Here is a 17029-nt window from a genome sequence, read left to right on the forward strand (position 1 = left end):
TTTCTTAGACCTTTGTAACTTCTAATACTAAGTTTCAGACTTAACTCTAAAGTAAAAAACCAAAAATTCTTAATGAGAAAACATAAAGCCATTCGATTTTTAATGGTCGCTACTGTTTTATTTACGCAGATTACATTCTTGTCCATGATTGTAAATGCGAATTATGAAACCAATGCGACATTAATTATTGTTGCGCTTGTCATTATAGCCACCATCATTTTTGGTTACAAATATTTAGATTTACACCACGAAGATTACGCCTACGAAAAAATAGCTGTCGTTATTTGGGTGCCTATTGGAGCCGTATTGTGTTACCTCTTAAATATCCATGGAGGTTTAGGAAGTATTTTAGCCATGGGTATTGTGGGGACTTTGGCTTCATTTATACCATCGCTCAATAAAAAATCGAACTACTTACAACAACTACCAGCAAGTATCTATTGTGGTGCTTTTGTAGGTATGTCTAGTGTAGCAACCTCTCCATCTATTGGTTTTGTTCTTGCAGCTGGTACTTTGGCAGGAGTATTTTTTATGATTTCTAAGAATTTATTTCTTGGTGTTGGCGGAAAACTAGGCACCATGGCATTCGCTGGTGTTATCACCGCAACTCTAATATATTCATTATTGGTATGAATACATTGATACTCATCATCACCGGAATTTTAGGATCTACACTCACCTATTTTGTAAGTGAACAATTACGATTCGGAACTGTAAAAGCATCAGCCTCACTATCATTAATTGTGGGTTTGTTTTTCTACGCGTTCCCTAATCTTCTCAACATGTATTTAACAGCACATTTACCGATTGTCTTTGTTGGCACGTCTTTCATTGGTATGGTATCTTCAAAAACCTTAAAAAGTTTTCCATTGCTTGCCATAGCAGGAGCACTATTCACTGCCATTTACATTCATAAAAATAATGTCTTTGATGGTTATGGAGGTGCACTTGGCGCACTTGCTTTTATTGCTTTGGTTACTACTATGGGCTTTAGTTTTGTGGTTTCAAATTCTTCTAAAATTAAGCATAAGGTTGGTTTGGTATGGCAAAAGGTTTTTGGTTCTGGGAAATAGGGTTTTGATTGTTTTGGTACACCAAGCATGTTGCTATTATCTGTGATTCGGACTTTTAATTACGTAGCCTTTGAAATATATAAACAATATCAAAACGTCTTGTTAAACCTTTCTCATCCGTCTAATTAATCCATATTTTTGCATATTGAAAATTGAAAATCATGCAAGACAACAAAACTTTAAGTTATATAAAAGACGTTCTAAAAAACAGGCCAACAGATTGGTTAAATCTAACTACACATCGTTTAGATATTTACAATGAAAGCTTAGCTAAAACGCAGTTTTTAGATCAGTTTGAAACCTTATATAAAGACCATAATTCAGCATCTTCGGAATTAAAAGCGTTGCCAACGGCTTACGATTATATTCGTTTGGGGCATCCCTTATCTTGTGTTTTAGAATGGGGAATTGCGAATTTGAATGCATTAGACTCAGAAAACGTGATTAGTTTTTCATCACAAACGGTTCCTGTGTTGTCTATTCTTCGACATAATTTATTACATGATAAAAAGACGCAAATCATTTACACGGATAGCTTACCAGAATCTTTTGATGCTGAGCTTATCAAGCGTGTTTATGGTTATGATTTCGAGGTTATACAAATAGATGCTATCGATGCCATTCTGAAATTTGAAGGCAGTACCATTTTTATTTCGGAACCAAAGCACATTTCTACTGTTGAGCAAAATTTAAATATTGATTTTCAAATCAATCTATACAATCAGCTTGGAAGTGTTTTAATAGTGAATGGAGAACAAAACGCGGATTACATTTCAGATATTCAGCATGTAAGACGTCGTGAAACAATTGCCATGACTCCTGCCAATTGTCTAGTCGCTTTAAAAGCGTTAACCGAACACACTCCGATTACCAATGAAGACAGTCATCTTGGAGCAAATAAAGCAAGTGTGTTAAACTCTATAAAGGAAATAAATGGCACAACGTCTCAGCCTTTAGTCGGTTCTAGCGGATTGTCGGTGCAGTATGCCATTATGATGGGCTTGGTGGACTATTCCTTAGAACACCATAAAGGCAAAGCAATTAAATTTGTAGTACCACCAAATTGTTATGGAGGCACCAATGACCAAGCCAGACGTGTTGCGGCTTGTTTAGATCATGTGGAAGTAGTCGATTTACCAGTCGATGGTGATAATGATATGGTGCAAAGTATCCATACCATTTTAGATAAAATTGCCCACGACGATGCCATTCCTTATATCATTGCAGAAATCCCAACCAACCCACGTGTTGAAGTTCCGGATTTACAAAAATTAAAAGAAGCTTTGAGTGAAGAACGTAAAACGGCTTCTGGAGACATCGCGATAGATCCTGTGTTTATATTAGATCAAACTTTTTGTCCGAATGTGCACTTTTTAGGTGAAGGTGAAATATTATCTACAGTACGCACAATTTCTTATGCGAGTGGTTCTAAATTCCCGAGTGGTGGAATATGTACAGCGGGTTATATTGTAGGAAATGCTAAAGTAGATGCTTTAATGGATAAAATCGCATTACATCTCACGCTTTGCGATAATGAGGCGACTGCGCTTCAATACGAGATATTGGCTAAGCAATTACCATCTATGAATCAGCGTATTGCGGAGGCTTATAAAAACACACGTGAGTTTGTAAATTTTATTCATGACACCTTACCAGAAGCGAAAATCAATTTTGTTTCAGAAGAATTGGCAGCACAAGGATTTACTCCTTCGGTGTTTTCATTAGACCTTCCAACCAAAGGAAATACTCCTGAAGAAAAAGAAACTTATAAACGTGCTTTAAATCACAGGTTAATCAATTTAATGATTACCGAAATCCCTAACGAAAGCAAGTATTGCGTGAGTTACGGACAATTAAAAGGCTGTTATTGGACGATTCCTGCAACCTCAACACAAGGTACTACCAAAGAAGGTGACAAAGATTATATTGCACGTGTGTCCTTATCTCCAGATTTAGATTTGGAAAAGCATAAAGCGGTGTTTTTAGAGTTTGTGGAGAGTATTTAATCGCATGTCAGTCTAAGGGCTGTCGTAGGCATTTAAACTTTAGTTACATTGCATTTCGACTGGACTCAATGTGACAAAAGTGCTATCAAATAACATATTAAATCATTTTGAAAACCGAGTCGTCAGTTCAAGTGATTTTTATTTTTAGAAAAATTGTATCGAGAACCTTAAGGTTTACAAATGGTTCTCGATACATTTATTCATTTTTCGTTACACTTCAAATGAATAAACACTAAAACTAACAACAACATAAATAATCAAATTCAATACCTCAACACAAATGGAAATTTTAGACTGGATACAAGATTGGTTCAAAAGTCATTGCGATGGCGACTGGGAAAAAGATGAAGTGATTCAAATTACAACATTAGCTACGCCAGGTTGGGAAGTTGAAATTGACATTTCAAAAACCTCTATTGCTAATTTAGAAATCAAGTGGATTCTTAACGAAATCAATCGACAAGATTGGTATGGTGTAAAAGTTGAAAACGCAAAATTTCTCGCAGCAGGTGATGCTGGAAAACTTATTTTCTTATTAGATCTTTTCAAGCAGATGATTGATAAGATTGAAAACGAGTAAAATCCACAGCACTAAAAAAACTATGCTTCTCAAAGTCGTTCGTTCTTAAAAACCCAGAAAACGAAATAATTGTTTAAAAAAGCCCTCAGGTTTTTCTGTTGTCGTTTCAACTATTTTATCCTCCTGAAAATCAATAGTAAACACACCAAAATTGTTAGAGGTTTTATTGACATCACCTTTATTTAAGGTCATAGGAAATATAATTTGAGACGTCTCATTTGTATGTCCTGTTTTTAAAATTTCCTTATAACGCTCTACATCTCTAATAGTATAACGTGTTCCTTCTTTTATCTGATATTTTGAGAAATCAACAATGACATCTGCTTCATTTTTATCGAACAGTACAACTCTAAAAGAATTGGGTTGATACGTGTTTTCTGTAATATCTAAAACCTTATCTAAATCAAATTCCTTTATATGTTTCCATTGACTGTTGGCATCTAAATCGAACCTTGATTGCCAGGTTTTAAAATCAAAACTCCCGTTATCTGTTGTCCTGAAAGGCTTACTGTTTTTAGTATAGTATAAATTGTCATTAAAATTCCAATGCGCTGTTTTGAAATCAAAAATATGAACGTATCCAGTGTAAACTTTATTATTGGTTAAGGTTAATGAATTGGCGTATAAAATCCGAAAGGCATTATTTCTTCCTATAATAATATTATGATCTACAACAACATTTTCTATAGCTGCATTTTTATGAAACCCAAGGGTTAATGAAGCAGCGTCACCGTTCACTTCATTTGTTTTAAAATTGGTATTATGATACAGAATATTATTTTTAACCGTAATATTCTTTGCTATATTAATACCTTCCCTATCGTCTGTAGCCACAATAATATTATCTACAATACGATCTTTAGAAGGCAAACCACTATTAAAAATCACGTTATTATCTAGGGTTATATTTTTAACCCATTCGGTTGTTGCGTGTTTAGATGCAGACCATACCTCTATACCTTTGTAGTAGTTATTAAAAATAATATTATCCTTTATCAATCGTATTTCAGTATCGCTATTGTTCTGCACATAAAACCCCTCTCCTACTGCTTTTCCATTCGCCCTAATTGCTCCATTATTAAACACCATACAGTTAGCTATTACAGTACCTCCTGTATGTTTCCAACTACCAAAACCAAGTCCTGGATTATTATAAATCATCAAATTAATAAACTTGCAGTTTTTACCACTTAAATGTGCAATACCTGCTATGGGCTTCGTTAGCCCTTTAGTCTTTTGAATTTGCCTTGAGTATTCTCCCAACCATGTGATTTCAAAATTTTGAAATATCACTCGAGTACTTCGTACACTTAAGGTTTGCTCTTGATCCGAAGCCACATTACCATTAAGTACCACCTTATCGTTTTTAAAAGCACTCACGGTTATATACTGATTAGCTATAGTAGAACTTAAAGTGCATGCAAACCGACCATCATAGACTCCTTCATGCAACCAAATGATATCCTTACCATTGACGACCTCAGATTTCTGACTTAATGCCGTCTGTAAATCCCAAGGATTTTGCAAACTACCGTTTCCTATTTCAGACCCAGGTGTTTTAGCATCATTCTTAGGAAATACATGAAATTCCTGCTGTGCATAAGAAAGCACAATCGTAAAAATTAATAGCATTGATAAGTATAGTGTCTTCATGCCAACAAATTTACAATTACTGTACCATATACTAGATTATAAACTACAGTAATGAATTTTATCGTCCAAGATTCAAAAAACTAAATAAAACGTTAAAAATTATTTTATATCTAACTGATTGTTTAGCTTTGTCTAGTAGTTAGAAATAATGGCAAGAAAAAAACAATATAACGAAGACGAAGTCGTAGAAAAAGCCATGATCCTTTTTTGGAAAAATGGTTATGAAGGAACATCTATGCAAATGCTCGAAAAAGCAATGGGCATCAACAAATTTTCTATATATTCTAGTTTCGGCAATAAACACGGTCTGTTCCTTGAAAGTTTAAAACACTATAAAGCACTAGTCAGTTCAACGTTGTTAAAGTTTAAAAATGGCACTAATGGAGTTGAAGACATTAAACAGTTTTTTTACGACTCTATAAACTCTAATTTCAAATCAGGTAACCAAAAAGGTTGTTTTGTTACCAATACCTACAACGAGTTTTCCGAAAACGAAGACCAACTTATAAAAGAACAAATGACTTCTTTTATGGATAATTTAAAAGCCATTATCATAGAAAAATTACAAATGGATCCTTCAAAAGATGAAGGCACCATTTTAAAACAAGCCAATTATTTACTTTTAGCAAAACATGGTTTAGCAGCCGCATCAAGAGTTAACACACCACAAGAAATTGAAGATTACATTGAAATGATCTTCAAAAATTTATAATCCTTTTTTTTACACTATAACTAAACAAACGTTTAGATAAAATTAACAAATAATAAAACGAAAACTTATGACAACTTTAAAAATTCACAATATTGAAAGCGCACCAGAAGGGAGTAAAGCATTATTAGAGAACTCTCAAAAAGCTTACGGAATGATTCCTGGTTTACATGGAGTTTTAGCTGGAGCACCAAAAATACTAGAGGCTTACCAAGCTTTACACCAATTATTTGTTGACTCTTCATTTAACGAAGAAGAATTAACAGTAGTGTGGCAAACCATCAACGTAGAACATGCTTGTCATTACTGTGTTCCGGCACATACAGGTATCGCAAAAATGATGAAAGTTGATGATGCTATTACCGAAGCTTTACGTAATGAAACACCTCTTGAAAGCTCAAAACTAGAAGCTTTACGTACCATGACTTTAACTATTGTTAGAAATCGTGGTCACGTAACACAAGATGATTTAGACGCATTTTATGCTGTTGGTTACGGTGAAGCACAAGTCTTAGAGATCATTTTAGGATTATCTCAAAAAACAATAAGTAACTATGTAAACCATATAGCAAATACACCTGTTGATGCAGGATTTAAAAAGTTTGCATGGTCTAAAGAGAATGTGGCTAAATAATCCCTATAAATAAGCCACAGGTTGATTAATAGCAATAAACCTTCCGTTAATTCGGAAGGTTTATAATCTTTAAACATTTACAATTATGATAAAAGTTTCAGTAATGTACCCTAACAGTAAAGACGTACAATTTGATGCGGACTATTACCAAACTAAGCATTTACCAATGATTGCAAAACACGTTGGTAGCGCCTTAAAAGGTTTAGAACTAGATTTAGGTATTGCAAGCAGAATTCCTAAAGAACCTGCTCCTTATGTCGCTATTGCACATTTACTATTTGATGATGTAGCGTCTTTTCAAGAGGCTTTTGGTCCTCATGCCGCAACCTTTGCTGCTGATGTGAAAAATTATAGTAATGTACAAGGTATACTTCAAATTAGTGAATTGGTTATTTTTAAAAACTAAAGATTAGAAACTTAAGAGGTGTCTTAATGAAGATTGAAGACCAAACGATAAAACAAATAGCCAATAAGAGCTTCCAAGCGGTTTTTAGAACGACTACAGAAGCGCATGGCTTTATGCACTTAGTTTTCAGTAAAAAAGAAATAACACCTTATCAATTCAGGTCTATTATGATAGATCTAAAAAAAGAATTATCAAAACTTAGTGTTTCAAAATTCAACAAAAAATTAAGCTATCATTGGCTAGTTCGTTTTGATCAGCAAGTAAATACACCTTTTCATGTAGATAATGCTGCAGAGCAATCTATATTAATGCTGGGTTATGAACCTAGTACTATTAAAAGTGAATTACATTTGGCAGATTATCATGCCTACGCTAAGAAAGCATATAAAAAGCCTGAAGATTATTTTAATAATTTTTCACCTGTTTTTAAAGATAATGAGGACGTATTATTGCCTTTCATTTCAAAAATAAAGTCAGCTAATAACGATAATTATTCTATTGTTATAATTAATAATAGCAGTCCAAAATCAGATGTTGATACTTTAGGTTTGTTTCATAAAGCTTTAATAATGAAGGTGGATTTAAGCAAAAGTAGAATCGTTAATTCTATGGTTTTAAATCTTGTGTCAAATGACAAAATCACAGAAGATCAACAAAAGGAAAACAACTTTCTAAACACAAATATAATCAGCAAATAAATTGATTAAGGTTCTAGAAATCAATATAAAATTCAATTAAAAAATAAAGTTATGGCTAATAAATTAAAAATAGATATCGTTTCAGATGTGGTTTGTCCTTAGTGTACCATTGGATACAAACGTCTAGAAAAAGCAATCCAAGAACTTGGTATTCAAGATCAAATAGAAATAGAATGGCAACCCTTTGAGTTAAATCCGAATATGCCAGCCGAAGGTCAGAATGTTATAGAGCACATTTCAGAAAAATACGGATCTACTCTAGAACAACAAAAGGCTTCTCAACAACATATGATTGATGCTGGTGATGAACTGGGTTTTAAATTCGATTATTTTGATGAGATGCGTATGGTGAACACTTTTGATGCACACGTTTTATTAGAATATGCTAAAGATTTTGGTAAGCAAACCGAACTAAAAATGGCATTAACTAAAGCCTTTTTTAGCGATAGAAAAGATGTATCTAAAAGAGCCATTTTAAAAGAAGCCCTTTTTAGTGTTGGTTTAAATGCAGACGAAGCTTTAGCTAAAATAGACATTGAAGAAGCCCGTAAAGAAGTAAGAACAAAACAAGACTATTGGAAAAATATGGGTGTAAACTCTGTGCCAACTATTGTTTTTAATAGAAAAAGCGCGGTTACAGGCGCACAACCTGTAGAAACGTTTAAACAAGTTTTAACTGAATTAATTAAAGAACAGCAATCGGTTTAATACAACCGATTGTTAAAAACATAACACATGGACAACAATAAAAACACAGGAGAATTAGACGTTTTGTTAGATGAAGTCCGAAAAGCAAGTGCTGCCAAATTTACAGACGAAACGAAAAAAATATATGCAGACGGAATTACTAGTGTTGCAAACTCTGGAGTTTTACATTCTGCTTTAAATGTTGGAGACAAAGCACCTAACTTTACGTTAAAAAATGCTTTAAACGAAGCTGTTACTTTATTTGACCAACTTAAAAATGGACCTGTAGTTTTAACCTGGTACAGAGGTGGTTGGTGTCCGTATTGCAATATCACATTGCACGCTTTACAAGAAAAATTACCAGACTTTAAAAACGAAGGTGCTACACTTTTAGCTTTAACACCAGAATTGCCTGATAATTCTTTGAGTACTTCAGAAAAAAACAATTTAGAATTCACCGTTTTAAGTGATTTAGGGAATACTATAGGAAAAGAATATGGTGTCGTTTACACGTTAACAGACGATGTTGCTAAAAGTTATAATGCTGGTTTTGGTTTGAATGAACAAAACGGTGATACTAGTAATGAATTACCATTAGCGGCCACTTATGTTATTGATACTAACGGAATTATTGCATATGCTTTTTTAGATGCAGATTATACAGCGCGTGCGGAACCTTTAGAAATATTATCTGCTTTACGTAAATTAAAATAGTGTATTTTTATTAAGAAAAACATATCAATGAAAAATTTCAGCTACATCATTATCCTTTCTATTTTATTTATTTCTTGTAAAGAAAAAACAGAAAACAAATTACAAGCAACTCCTGTTACAATACAATCAGAAACTCCAAAAATTACGCAAATAGCATCTTTTAAAGGGCAACAAGTAACTGGAGTTTCCGTGAGTAATGAGGGTCGTATTTTTGTGAATTTTCCTAGATGGAGAGAAGGCGTTAAAAATGCTGTAGCTGAAATAATAAATAGTACAAACACTGCTTTTCCAAATGAAGAGTGGAACTCTTGGAAAATAGGAGACAAAATAGAAACCAATAAATTTATTGGGGTTCAATCTGTAGTTGTTTATGACCATCTTATCTATGTTTTAGATACTAGAAGTCCCCTTTTTCAAGAAGTTTTAGATGCACCTAGAATTTTTGTTTTTGATATAAACACCAAAAATTTAGAACATACGTATATTTTAAATAAAGAGGCTTATCATCCTAATTCTTACATAAACGATTTACGTCTTGACAAAAAGAATAACAAAATCTACTTCACAGATTCTGGTAATTCTGGTTTAGTCATTTTAGATTTAACAACGGAAAAGTTCACTAGAGTTTTAGATAATCATCCTTCGACAGCAGCAGAGGTAGATTTTTTAACTTTTGAAAATAAGAAATGGACAAATGCTGTAAATTCCGATGGAATTGCTTTAGACACCAAGAATGACAAGTTATACTACCATGCCCTTTCTGGTTATAGTTTATTCAGCATACCAACAAAAGCATTAATTTTGGATGATGAAAAAGAAATTGAAAATGCGGTAACTTTTGAAGCTAAAACTTCTGCACCCGATGGAATGATTTTTGACGAAAACGGAAACTTATATTACGCAGATTTAGAACACAACAAAATCAAGTATCGCAAACCAGATGGTAGTATACATACTTTAGTGGAAGGTGATGCCATTAAATGGGCAGATACCTTTAGCATATACGATGGTTATTTATATTTCACCAACTCTAGGATTAATGAGGTAACTGCAGATATTTCTGAAATGAAATTTACCGTTAATAAAATTGCATTAGCAAATTAGTTTTTGATGCTTCTGGCGTAAACCGAAAGTAAAACATTACATATCTTCATAAAATGAAAAACAAACCTAAAGTATTATTCTTTGATGTAAACGAAACGTTATTAGATTTAACTATAATGAATAAGCAAGTTGGTGACGCTTTAGGCGGAAAAGACAATTTACTATCTTTATGGTTTACAACGATGTTACACTATTCGTTAGTGGTTTCAGCAAGCGGACAATACAAACCGTTTGGTCATATTGGTGCTGCCGCTCTGCAAATGGTTGCTGCAAATAATGATATTCTAATTTCTGAAGATGAAGCAAGAAAAATTGTTGCAAGTGCCATGCAGAATTTACCGCCGCATCCAGAAGTTAAGGATGCTTTAGCACTATTAAAAAAGGAAGGATATACTTTGGTAGCACTCACTAATTCGGACACAGAAAGCTTAAAAAACAAATTTGAAAACGTAGGCTTAACACCTTATTTTGATGCATTATTAAGTATTGAGTCTGTTGGTAAATTCAAGCCATTTACCGATGTTTATTATTGGGCAGCCCATAAAATGAACACAAAACCCGAAGAATGTATGCTTATTGCCGCACATGGTTGGGACGTCGCTGGAGCCGTTTGGGCGGGTTGGAGAGCTGCTTTTATCAGCAGACCTAGTCAACAATTATTTCCATTAGCACCAAAAACTGAAATTGTAGAATCAGATTTACAAAAGGTAGCTGATATTCTAGTTAACTATTAAAACAGCCCTAGTACACTCCTCTTTTACATATATCAACATAAAGGAGCTTTAAACAAGCTCCTTTATTGCTTTAAAATCCTAAGCTTTATGCTCCCATAAACAAAACCTAACTTCTCGTAATTACACGAAAAACGGATTTATAACAGTCATGTTTATTCTTAAAACTGAGGCTCTCAATAACATTGAATGTTACTCCTATTATAAGATTACTGTTGGTCGGTTTTAAAACTTTGGAGCTACCTATCCGTTATATTCTAATCTTATAAAAACGCTTGGTTTCTTTTGATATTTTCAAAAAATTCCACGAACTTCGTTAGGGTTAGATTAAAGTCATTATACAACACTCCTTTATAAAAGTTACTAAAATTAGGAGTTAAAATTCCCAAGTCTTTCCAAAATTCAGTTTTATTTTTGCCCTATGAAAATTTTAGTAATTGAAGACGAAATAGAATTACAAAACATAATAAAAGCATCACTTCTAAAGGAACAATATACCGTAGAATTGGCTTCAGATTATTATGCAGCTCAAGACAAAATATCAATCTACGACTACGATTGTATTTTACTAGATATCATGTTGCCTAATGGAAGCGGCATGGATTTGCTTCAGGAATTAAAAAAAATGGACAAATCTGGGAATGTTATTATCATTTCGGCTAAAAACTCGGTTAACGATAAAATAAAAGGATTAGAACTCGGAGCTGATGATTACCTCACTAAACCATTTCATATTGCAGAACTTACAGCACGCATAAAAGCTGTTATTAGACGAAATAATTTAAATGGCAAAAACTATATAGAGGTTGGCAATATTTTGCTTCATATACAAGACAGAACATTAACCATAAATGGTAACTTAATTCATCTCAACAGAAAAGAATTTGATATCCTCTATTATTTCTTGCTTAATAAAAACCGCCTCATTACCAAAACAGCCTTAGCCGAATATGTTTGGGGAGACCATATCGATGAATCTGATAATTTTGATTTTATTTATTATCAAATTAAAAATTTGCGTAAAAAACTAGAAAGCGCTGAGGCCTCAATCCTTATAAATACCATTTATGGTGTAGGTTATAAACTATCTGAAAAATGAAACTACTTAACCGGTCATTACTCTATCTCTCCCTTACATTTTTAGTAATTATTGGTGTATGGTCCGTTATTTTTTATCTTAACATAAAAGATGAAATACGAGATAGTATCGATGATGGATTAGACAATAACAGACTATTAATTCTACAAAAAACAAAAACCGATGCTTCTCTTTTTTTACAGAATGAGTTTAGCGGAAATAACTTTGAAATCCATCCTATTTCAAAACAAAAAGCCCTTGCTTTTAGAGATATCTACAAAGACACTTTAATGTATAGGCTAAATGAAGATGATCTAGAGCCCGTTCGGATTTTACATTCTGCTTTTGAACATCACGACCACTATTACCACCTTAAAATCATCTCTTCATTAATAGAAGAAGATGACTTAATTGAAGATTCATTTTGGAGTATTATATGGCTGTTTCTCATTTTAATTACCAGTGTTATCATTATAAATAATATTGTATTAGGTAAAATATGGAAACCGTTCTATGAGATTCTAGAGCGCTTAAAAACATATCGTTTAGATAAAGACGAAGCTGCACTAAACATCCCTACAAAAACCAAGGAATTTATTCAGCTACAACATGCATCCAATGCTTTGTTTCTTCATGCTAAAAAATCTTTCACTGCACAAAAACAATTTACAGAAAATGCATCACACGAGCTTCAAACTCCGATAGCTATAATCATTAATAAATTAGAATTGTTATTAGAATCTGAGCACCTCACTGAAAACGACGCAAAAACTATTGCTGAAGTCATAACGATAGCAGACAGAATGAAAAGGCTAAACAATTCGCTATTACTTATGGCTAAAATAGAAAACAAACAGTTTTTAGACATCAACACCGTTTCTATAAATAAGGTTTCTAAAGACTTCCTAGCCCATTATAAAGAATTAACTGATTATAGAAAGTTGGCATTTCAACTTGAAGAAACTGATCATTGTTCTGTTAATATGAACAGTGCTTTAGCCGAAATTCTAATTTCAAATCTCATTAAAAATGCTGTTTTTCACAATAAACCCCATAGTGATATTACTATTAAAATTACCAAACAAGAATTTATTATTTCAAACCAAGGAGACACCACTGCATTAGACTCAAAACTTATTTTTAATCGCTTTGAAAAAGATGCTTCTAAAACGAATAGCACAGGCTTAGGATTGGCTATTTGTAAGACAATTTGCGATGCTTATAACATTAGTATCACCTACGATTTTACAGAACATAAACATTCTTTTAAAATAAATTTTAAAAATATAATCACCCACAACTAAATTCCAAATTCTTTCCAGTTTTGACTTCTACATTTGTATTATTATTAATTAAAAAACATAAATATGAAGACAAAAACAATCCCATTTCTAGCCATGCTCCTTTTTATTACAGCAATGGCTTCGGCACAAGATATTCCAACAGACAAAGTGCCGTCTGTGGTTTTAAACACCTTTAAAAAAGAATTTCCTAAAGCGAATGATATTGAATGGGAATTACAAGGCGAGCGCTACAATGTTGAATTTGAAATAGGTTGGGATAACGACTATGAGGCTTGGTTTACTAATTCTGGTAAGCTCATAAAATACACCATAGAAATTTCTCAACGCGATTTACCTATTAACGTCCTAAATACTATTAAAAACCAATATCCAGATTACCATATCGATGATGCCGAAAAAATCATTGAAAATGGAATCGATACTTATAGCGTAGAATTAGAAAAAGGAAAAGAGGAACTTGACCTTATTTTCACTAAAAACGGCATATTAATTTAACACCTACAAAACCATGAAAACAATAATAAATTTACCACTCTTTGCAATTGTAACACTGTTCGCATTCTTTACATCTTGTAGTAGTGATGACGACAATAATTCGAATGAGATTATTTTAAGTGAAGAAGAAATCCCTGAAGCCATTCAGACCTACATTGCCACTCATTTCAGCTCTAATTCGATCGTACTAGCAGAACAAGAAACCGAAGGTAATACAGTAACATATGATATTTATCTCTCTGGAAATATAGCGTTAGAATTTAATAACAGCTTTGCTATTATTGACATTGATAGCGCCACTCAACTTCCAGATTCTGTAATACCAGAAGACATACTAAACTACGTAGCTACAAACTATCCGACTAATTTTATTACAGATTGGGAATTAGAATTAAATTATCAACAAGTTGAATTAGATAACCATATTGAATTGGAGTTTGATATGAATGGAGACTTTATTAGAATTGATAATGACTAAAAACGTCATCAAATTCTAAAGAAATCCTATATATAAAAAGCCATGATAGAACCACTTCTCTATTATGGCTTTTTTATGTTCTAAAATAGAATAGTATTATAACTAACCTAAAAAAGTGTTTTCACCTCATCAAAATCCAAGCCTCCATAATTACCAGAACTCATTAATAGCAAACTCTTATTATCAAATTTCTGAGAGAACAAGAAGTTTTTAAAGTCTTCTGGATTGGTATAAATGATTAAGTCATCGCGCTCAAAAGCATTCGCAATTTGGTCTTGTGTAACTTCCTCTAGTTTCTTAATTTCTACAGCATGTGGTGAATAGAAAACGACAGCAACATCTGCAGCATCTAAAGCACCTTTATATTCTTTTAGGAATTCGGCATTAAGACTGCTATAGGTATGCAACTCTAAACACGCGACTAAAGTCCTATCACTAAACTGTTCTTTTACCGCTTTGGTTGTGGCTTCTACTTTGCTTGGAGAGTGGGCAAAATCTTTATAAGCTACGCTTGTCTTAGATTCGGCAATTTTCTCTAAACGTTTGCTTGCTCCTTTAAACGTAGAAATAGCTTCGTAGAAATCGTCTTCATCGATGCCCATATGTTGGCAAATCCATTTGGCTCCAGCTAAGTTATTTAAATTGTGTGCACCAAAAACTTCAATTGGCATTGGCCCTTCTGGAGTTTCTAATAAGGTTTCTCCATCTTCAACCGTGTATTCTGGAGTTTTGTAAGCTATTTTTCGAATCTGATTTTCTGAAGCTTCCACTACACGCTTGACTTCAGGATCTTCTTCGTTATAATTAATACTTCCACCTGTCACAATAGAATCTACAAAGATGCTAAACTGCTCCACGTAGTTTTCATACGTAGGAAACACATTAATATGATCCCAAGCAATACCACTCAACAACGCAATATTTGGTTTGTACAAATGAAATTTTGGTCGCATATCTATAGGCGAACTTAAATATTCATCACCTTCTAACACCATAAAATCATTGTCTTCTGTGAGTTTTACCATCACATCAAAACCTTCAAGCTGTGCACCAACCATATAATCCACATCTCTATTATGATAATGCATCACGTGCAAAATCATAGAAGTAATGGTTGTTTTCCCATGACTTCCGCCAATAACCACACGTGTTTTATTTTTGGCTTGTTCGTATAAAAATTCAGGATAACTGTAGATTTTTAAGCCGAGTTCTTGGGCTTTTAATAATTCAGGATTATCTGCTTTAGCGTGCATTCCTAAAACTATCGCCTCTAAATCTGAAGTGATTTTTTCAGGATACCAACCAAAAGCATCTGGCAATAAGCCTTTAGCTTCTAATCTCGATTTTGAAGGTTCGAAAATGGTATCGTCGCTTCCTGTAACTTTATAACCTTTATTGTGAAGTGCTAAGGCCAAATTGTGCATTGCTGCACCACCAATAGCGATAAAATGTACGTTCATAGTATCCTTAAATGTATACCGTAAAAATACTATAAGTTTTTTGAAATGAGAATTTATCAAACAAGGTTCTCGATACGATTTTCTCGTTCCACAAAAATCACTCGCACTGACACAAAAACGAAATACGAAACATAATCTATACGTCAGTACGAATGTTTCTTAATTCAAAGTAAAAAAAACAAATAAATGTATTGAGAAGAAGGTATAAATTAAATCGTCTCCTTAAATTCCTTAAACACATCAATATCAGGTAAACCGTCAATCGCTTTATTTATCCAAACTAAAGCTTCTGTTTTATTATTCTTGTGTTTATAGATTTGTGCTAAGCGATAATAGGCCCATTCTTTGGGTACACCATCTTTTGCCGAATGGTTAGACAAATACGTTTTAAGGCATTTTTCACCTTTCTCTAATTGAATATTATAATCTGCGCACACCTTACCAATTTGATAGTGCATTGCGTTACGCTGGTGTATTTTTTGTGCTGCTTCAATATTCCCAATGGCCTTTTCTGGCTGTGCTTGTCCTTCATAGAAACTAGTTAACTTTTCGTAACAGGTTACAGATCCACCAACAGCTATGGCTTGTCTGTAATACTTTTCAGCCAATTCAGGCTCCTCATCATATTCATAAACATAACCTTTTGCCAAATAACCATCAACCTTAGATAAATTTTCTAATTCACCTGCATATACTAAGGCCTTCGCTGTACTTCCTCCTATAATTCCAGGTAATGAGATATACAATTCTACTAAAGCCCAACGGGCATCAATGTGATTAGGATCTAATTCAGCGGCTTTCAAAAATGCTTCTTTGACATCACCTATAATTCCAAGTGCCTTAATTTTACTAATGTTCAAAGCTTTCATCCCTAAAGCACCACCATATTTATAATGGTAATTCGCATTGTTAGGTTCTCGTTCTACTAATGTTTTATATTGTTTTATGGCTTGATCCCATTTTTCCTGATAAGCAAAAGCATCACCCAAAAGTTCTATAGCAAGCTTATCCTCAGGGTTTGACTTTAAAAATAAACGCATTTCGTCCTGAGCCTTTACAAACTCTTTATTTGCTATAAATACTTCCGCCTTTTCTTTAGACGTTTGCGAAAAACAGAGTGAAGACCATAAAAATATCCAAAAAAACTTATACATAGAATTATCCTTATAAAGCAAAAGTACAATTAATGCTTTAGTCGTAAAATCTTAATTTAATAACG

The 17029-nt window shown here is 33.3% G+C and carries 19 protein-coding genes; 16 read left to right on the plus strand and 3 right to left on the minus strand.

What is annotated here, in order from left to right; all coding sequences use genetic code 11:
• Positions 1-72 precede the first annotated feature (72 nt).
• From ACXGSQ_RS18260 to ACXGSQ_RS18275, 4 genes are all read left to right on the plus strand, one after another.
• Positions 73-633, plus strand: coding sequence for a hypothetical protein (locus ACXGSQ_RS18260; protein WP_458627548.1), 561 nt, complete (start codon positions 73-75; stop codon positions 631-633).
• Positions 630-1073: a hypothetical protein gene (locus ACXGSQ_RS18265; RefSeq protein WP_458627549.1), complete on the plus strand. Its 444-nt coding sequence runs from the start codon at positions 630-632 to the stop codon at positions 1071-1073. Before ACXGSQ_RS18260 ends, ACXGSQ_RS18265 begins: the two co-directional genes overlap by 4 nt.
• Positions 1074-1234: 161 nt before the next feature.
• The gene (locus ACXGSQ_RS18270; RefSeq protein WP_458627550.1) at positions 1235-3079 is read left to right on the plus strand and encodes a PLP-dependent aminotransferase family protein; all 1845 of its coding nucleotides are present in this window, start codon (positions 1235-1237) and stop codon (positions 3077-3079) included.
• 280 nt (positions 3080-3359) lie between these two features.
• Positions 3360-3659, plus strand: a complete 300-nt coding sequence (locus tag ACXGSQ_RS18275; RefSeq protein WP_458627551.1) for an immunity 53 family protein — start codon at positions 3360-3362, stop codon at positions 3657-3659.
• 45 nt (positions 3660-3704) lie between these two features.
• On the opposite strand, the gene ACXGSQ_RS18280 is transcribed toward ACXGSQ_RS18275, so the two are convergent.
• The gene (locus ACXGSQ_RS18280) at positions 3705-5312 is read right to left on the minus strand and encodes a right-handed parallel beta-helix repeat-containing protein (RefSeq protein ID WP_458627552.1); all 1608 of its coding nucleotides are present in this window, start codon (positions 5310-5312) and stop codon (positions 3705-3707) included.
• Positions 5313-5460: 148 nt separating this feature from the next.
• Here ACXGSQ_RS18280 and ACXGSQ_RS18285 point away from each other — a divergent pair, with 148 nt between their 5' ends.
• From ACXGSQ_RS18285 to ACXGSQ_RS18340, 12 genes are all read left to right on the plus strand, one after another.
• The gene (locus ACXGSQ_RS18285; protein ID WP_458627553.1) at positions 5461-6024 is read left to right on the plus strand and encodes a TetR/AcrR family transcriptional regulator; all 564 of its coding nucleotides are present in this window, start codon (positions 5461-5463) and stop codon (positions 6022-6024) included.
• A 67-nt stretch (positions 6025-6091) separates the two neighbouring features.
• Positions 6092-6655 carry a carboxymuconolactone decarboxylase family protein gene (locus tag ACXGSQ_RS18290; protein WP_458627554.1) on the plus strand — a complete coding sequence of 188 codons (564 nt, stop codon included), beginning with the start codon at positions 6092-6094 and terminating at the stop codon, positions 6653-6655.
• A gap of 85 nt (positions 6656-6740) precedes the next feature.
• Positions 6741-7061, plus strand: a complete 321-nt coding sequence (locus ACXGSQ_RS18295; RefSeq protein WP_458627555.1) for an EthD family reductase — start codon at positions 6741-6743, stop codon at positions 7059-7061.
• A 26-nt stretch (positions 7062-7087) separates the two neighbouring features.
• Positions 7088-7759 (plus strand): hypothetical protein, encoded by a 672-nt coding sequence (locus tag ACXGSQ_RS18300; protein WP_458627556.1) that lies wholly within the window; start codon positions 7088-7090, stop codon positions 7757-7759.
• Between the two features lie 108 nt (positions 7760-7867).
• Complete coding sequence (locus ACXGSQ_RS18305; RefSeq protein WP_458629381.1) at positions 7868-8467, plus strand: DsbA family oxidoreductase; 600 nt, start codon at positions 7868-7870, stop codon at positions 8465-8467.
• A 27-nt stretch (positions 8468-8494) separates the two neighbouring features.
• A complete protein-coding gene (locus tag ACXGSQ_RS18310; protein WP_458627557.1) occupies positions 8495-9160 on the plus strand; it encodes a peroxiredoxin-like family protein in 666 nt (221 codons plus the stop codon).
• Positions 9161-9187: 27 nt separating this feature from the next.
• Positions 9188-10264 carry an L-dopachrome tautomerase-related protein gene (locus tag ACXGSQ_RS18315; RefSeq protein WP_458627558.1) on the plus strand — a complete coding sequence of 359 codons (1077 nt, stop codon included), beginning with the start codon at positions 9188-9190 and terminating at the stop codon, positions 10262-10264.
• 53 nt (positions 10265-10317) lie between these two features.
• Complete coding sequence (locus ACXGSQ_RS18320; protein ID WP_458627559.1) at positions 10318-10998, plus strand: haloacid dehalogenase type II; 681 nt, start codon at positions 10318-10320, stop codon at positions 10996-10998.
• Between the two features lie 418 nt (positions 10999-11416).
• Positions 11417-12094, plus strand: a complete 678-nt coding sequence (locus ACXGSQ_RS18325; RefSeq protein WP_458627560.1) for a response regulator transcription factor — start codon at positions 11417-11419, stop codon at positions 12092-12094.
• Positions 12091-13377 carry a PorY family sensor histidine kinase gene (gene porY, locus ACXGSQ_RS18330; RefSeq protein WP_458627561.1) on the plus strand — a complete coding sequence of 429 codons (1287 nt, stop codon included), beginning with the start codon at positions 12091-12093 and terminating at the stop codon, positions 13375-13377. Before ACXGSQ_RS18325 ends, porY begins: the two co-directional genes overlap by 4 nt.
• A 63-nt stretch (positions 13378-13440) precedes the next feature.
• Positions 13441-13872 (plus strand): PepSY-like domain-containing protein, encoded by a 432-nt coding sequence (locus ACXGSQ_RS18335; protein WP_458627562.1) that lies wholly within the window; start codon positions 13441-13443, stop codon positions 13870-13872.
• Positions 13873-13885: 13 nt separating this feature from the next.
• Complete coding sequence (locus ACXGSQ_RS18340; RefSeq protein WP_458627563.1) at positions 13886-14350, plus strand: PepSY-like domain-containing protein; 465 nt, start codon at positions 13886-13888, stop codon at positions 14348-14350.
• Between the two features lie 107 nt (positions 14351-14457).
• Here the strand turns inward: ACXGSQ_RS18340 and ACXGSQ_RS18345 are convergent, their stop codons facing one another.
• Both ACXGSQ_RS18345 and ACXGSQ_RS18350 read right to left on the minus strand, forming a co-directional pair.
• Complete coding sequence (locus tag ACXGSQ_RS18345) at positions 14458-15810, minus strand: UDP-N-acetylmuramate--L-alanine ligase (RefSeq protein ID WP_458627564.1); 1353 nt, start codon at positions 15808-15810, stop codon at positions 14458-14460.
• A 209-nt stretch (positions 15811-16019) separates the two neighbouring features.
• Positions 16020-16964, minus strand: coding sequence for a tetratricopeptide repeat protein (locus ACXGSQ_RS18350; RefSeq protein WP_458627565.1), 945 nt, complete (start codon positions 16962-16964; stop codon positions 16020-16022).
• Between the last annotated feature and the right edge of the window lie 65 nt (positions 16965-17029).

This window comes from Winogradskyella sp. PC D3.3, from assembly GCF_054366245.1.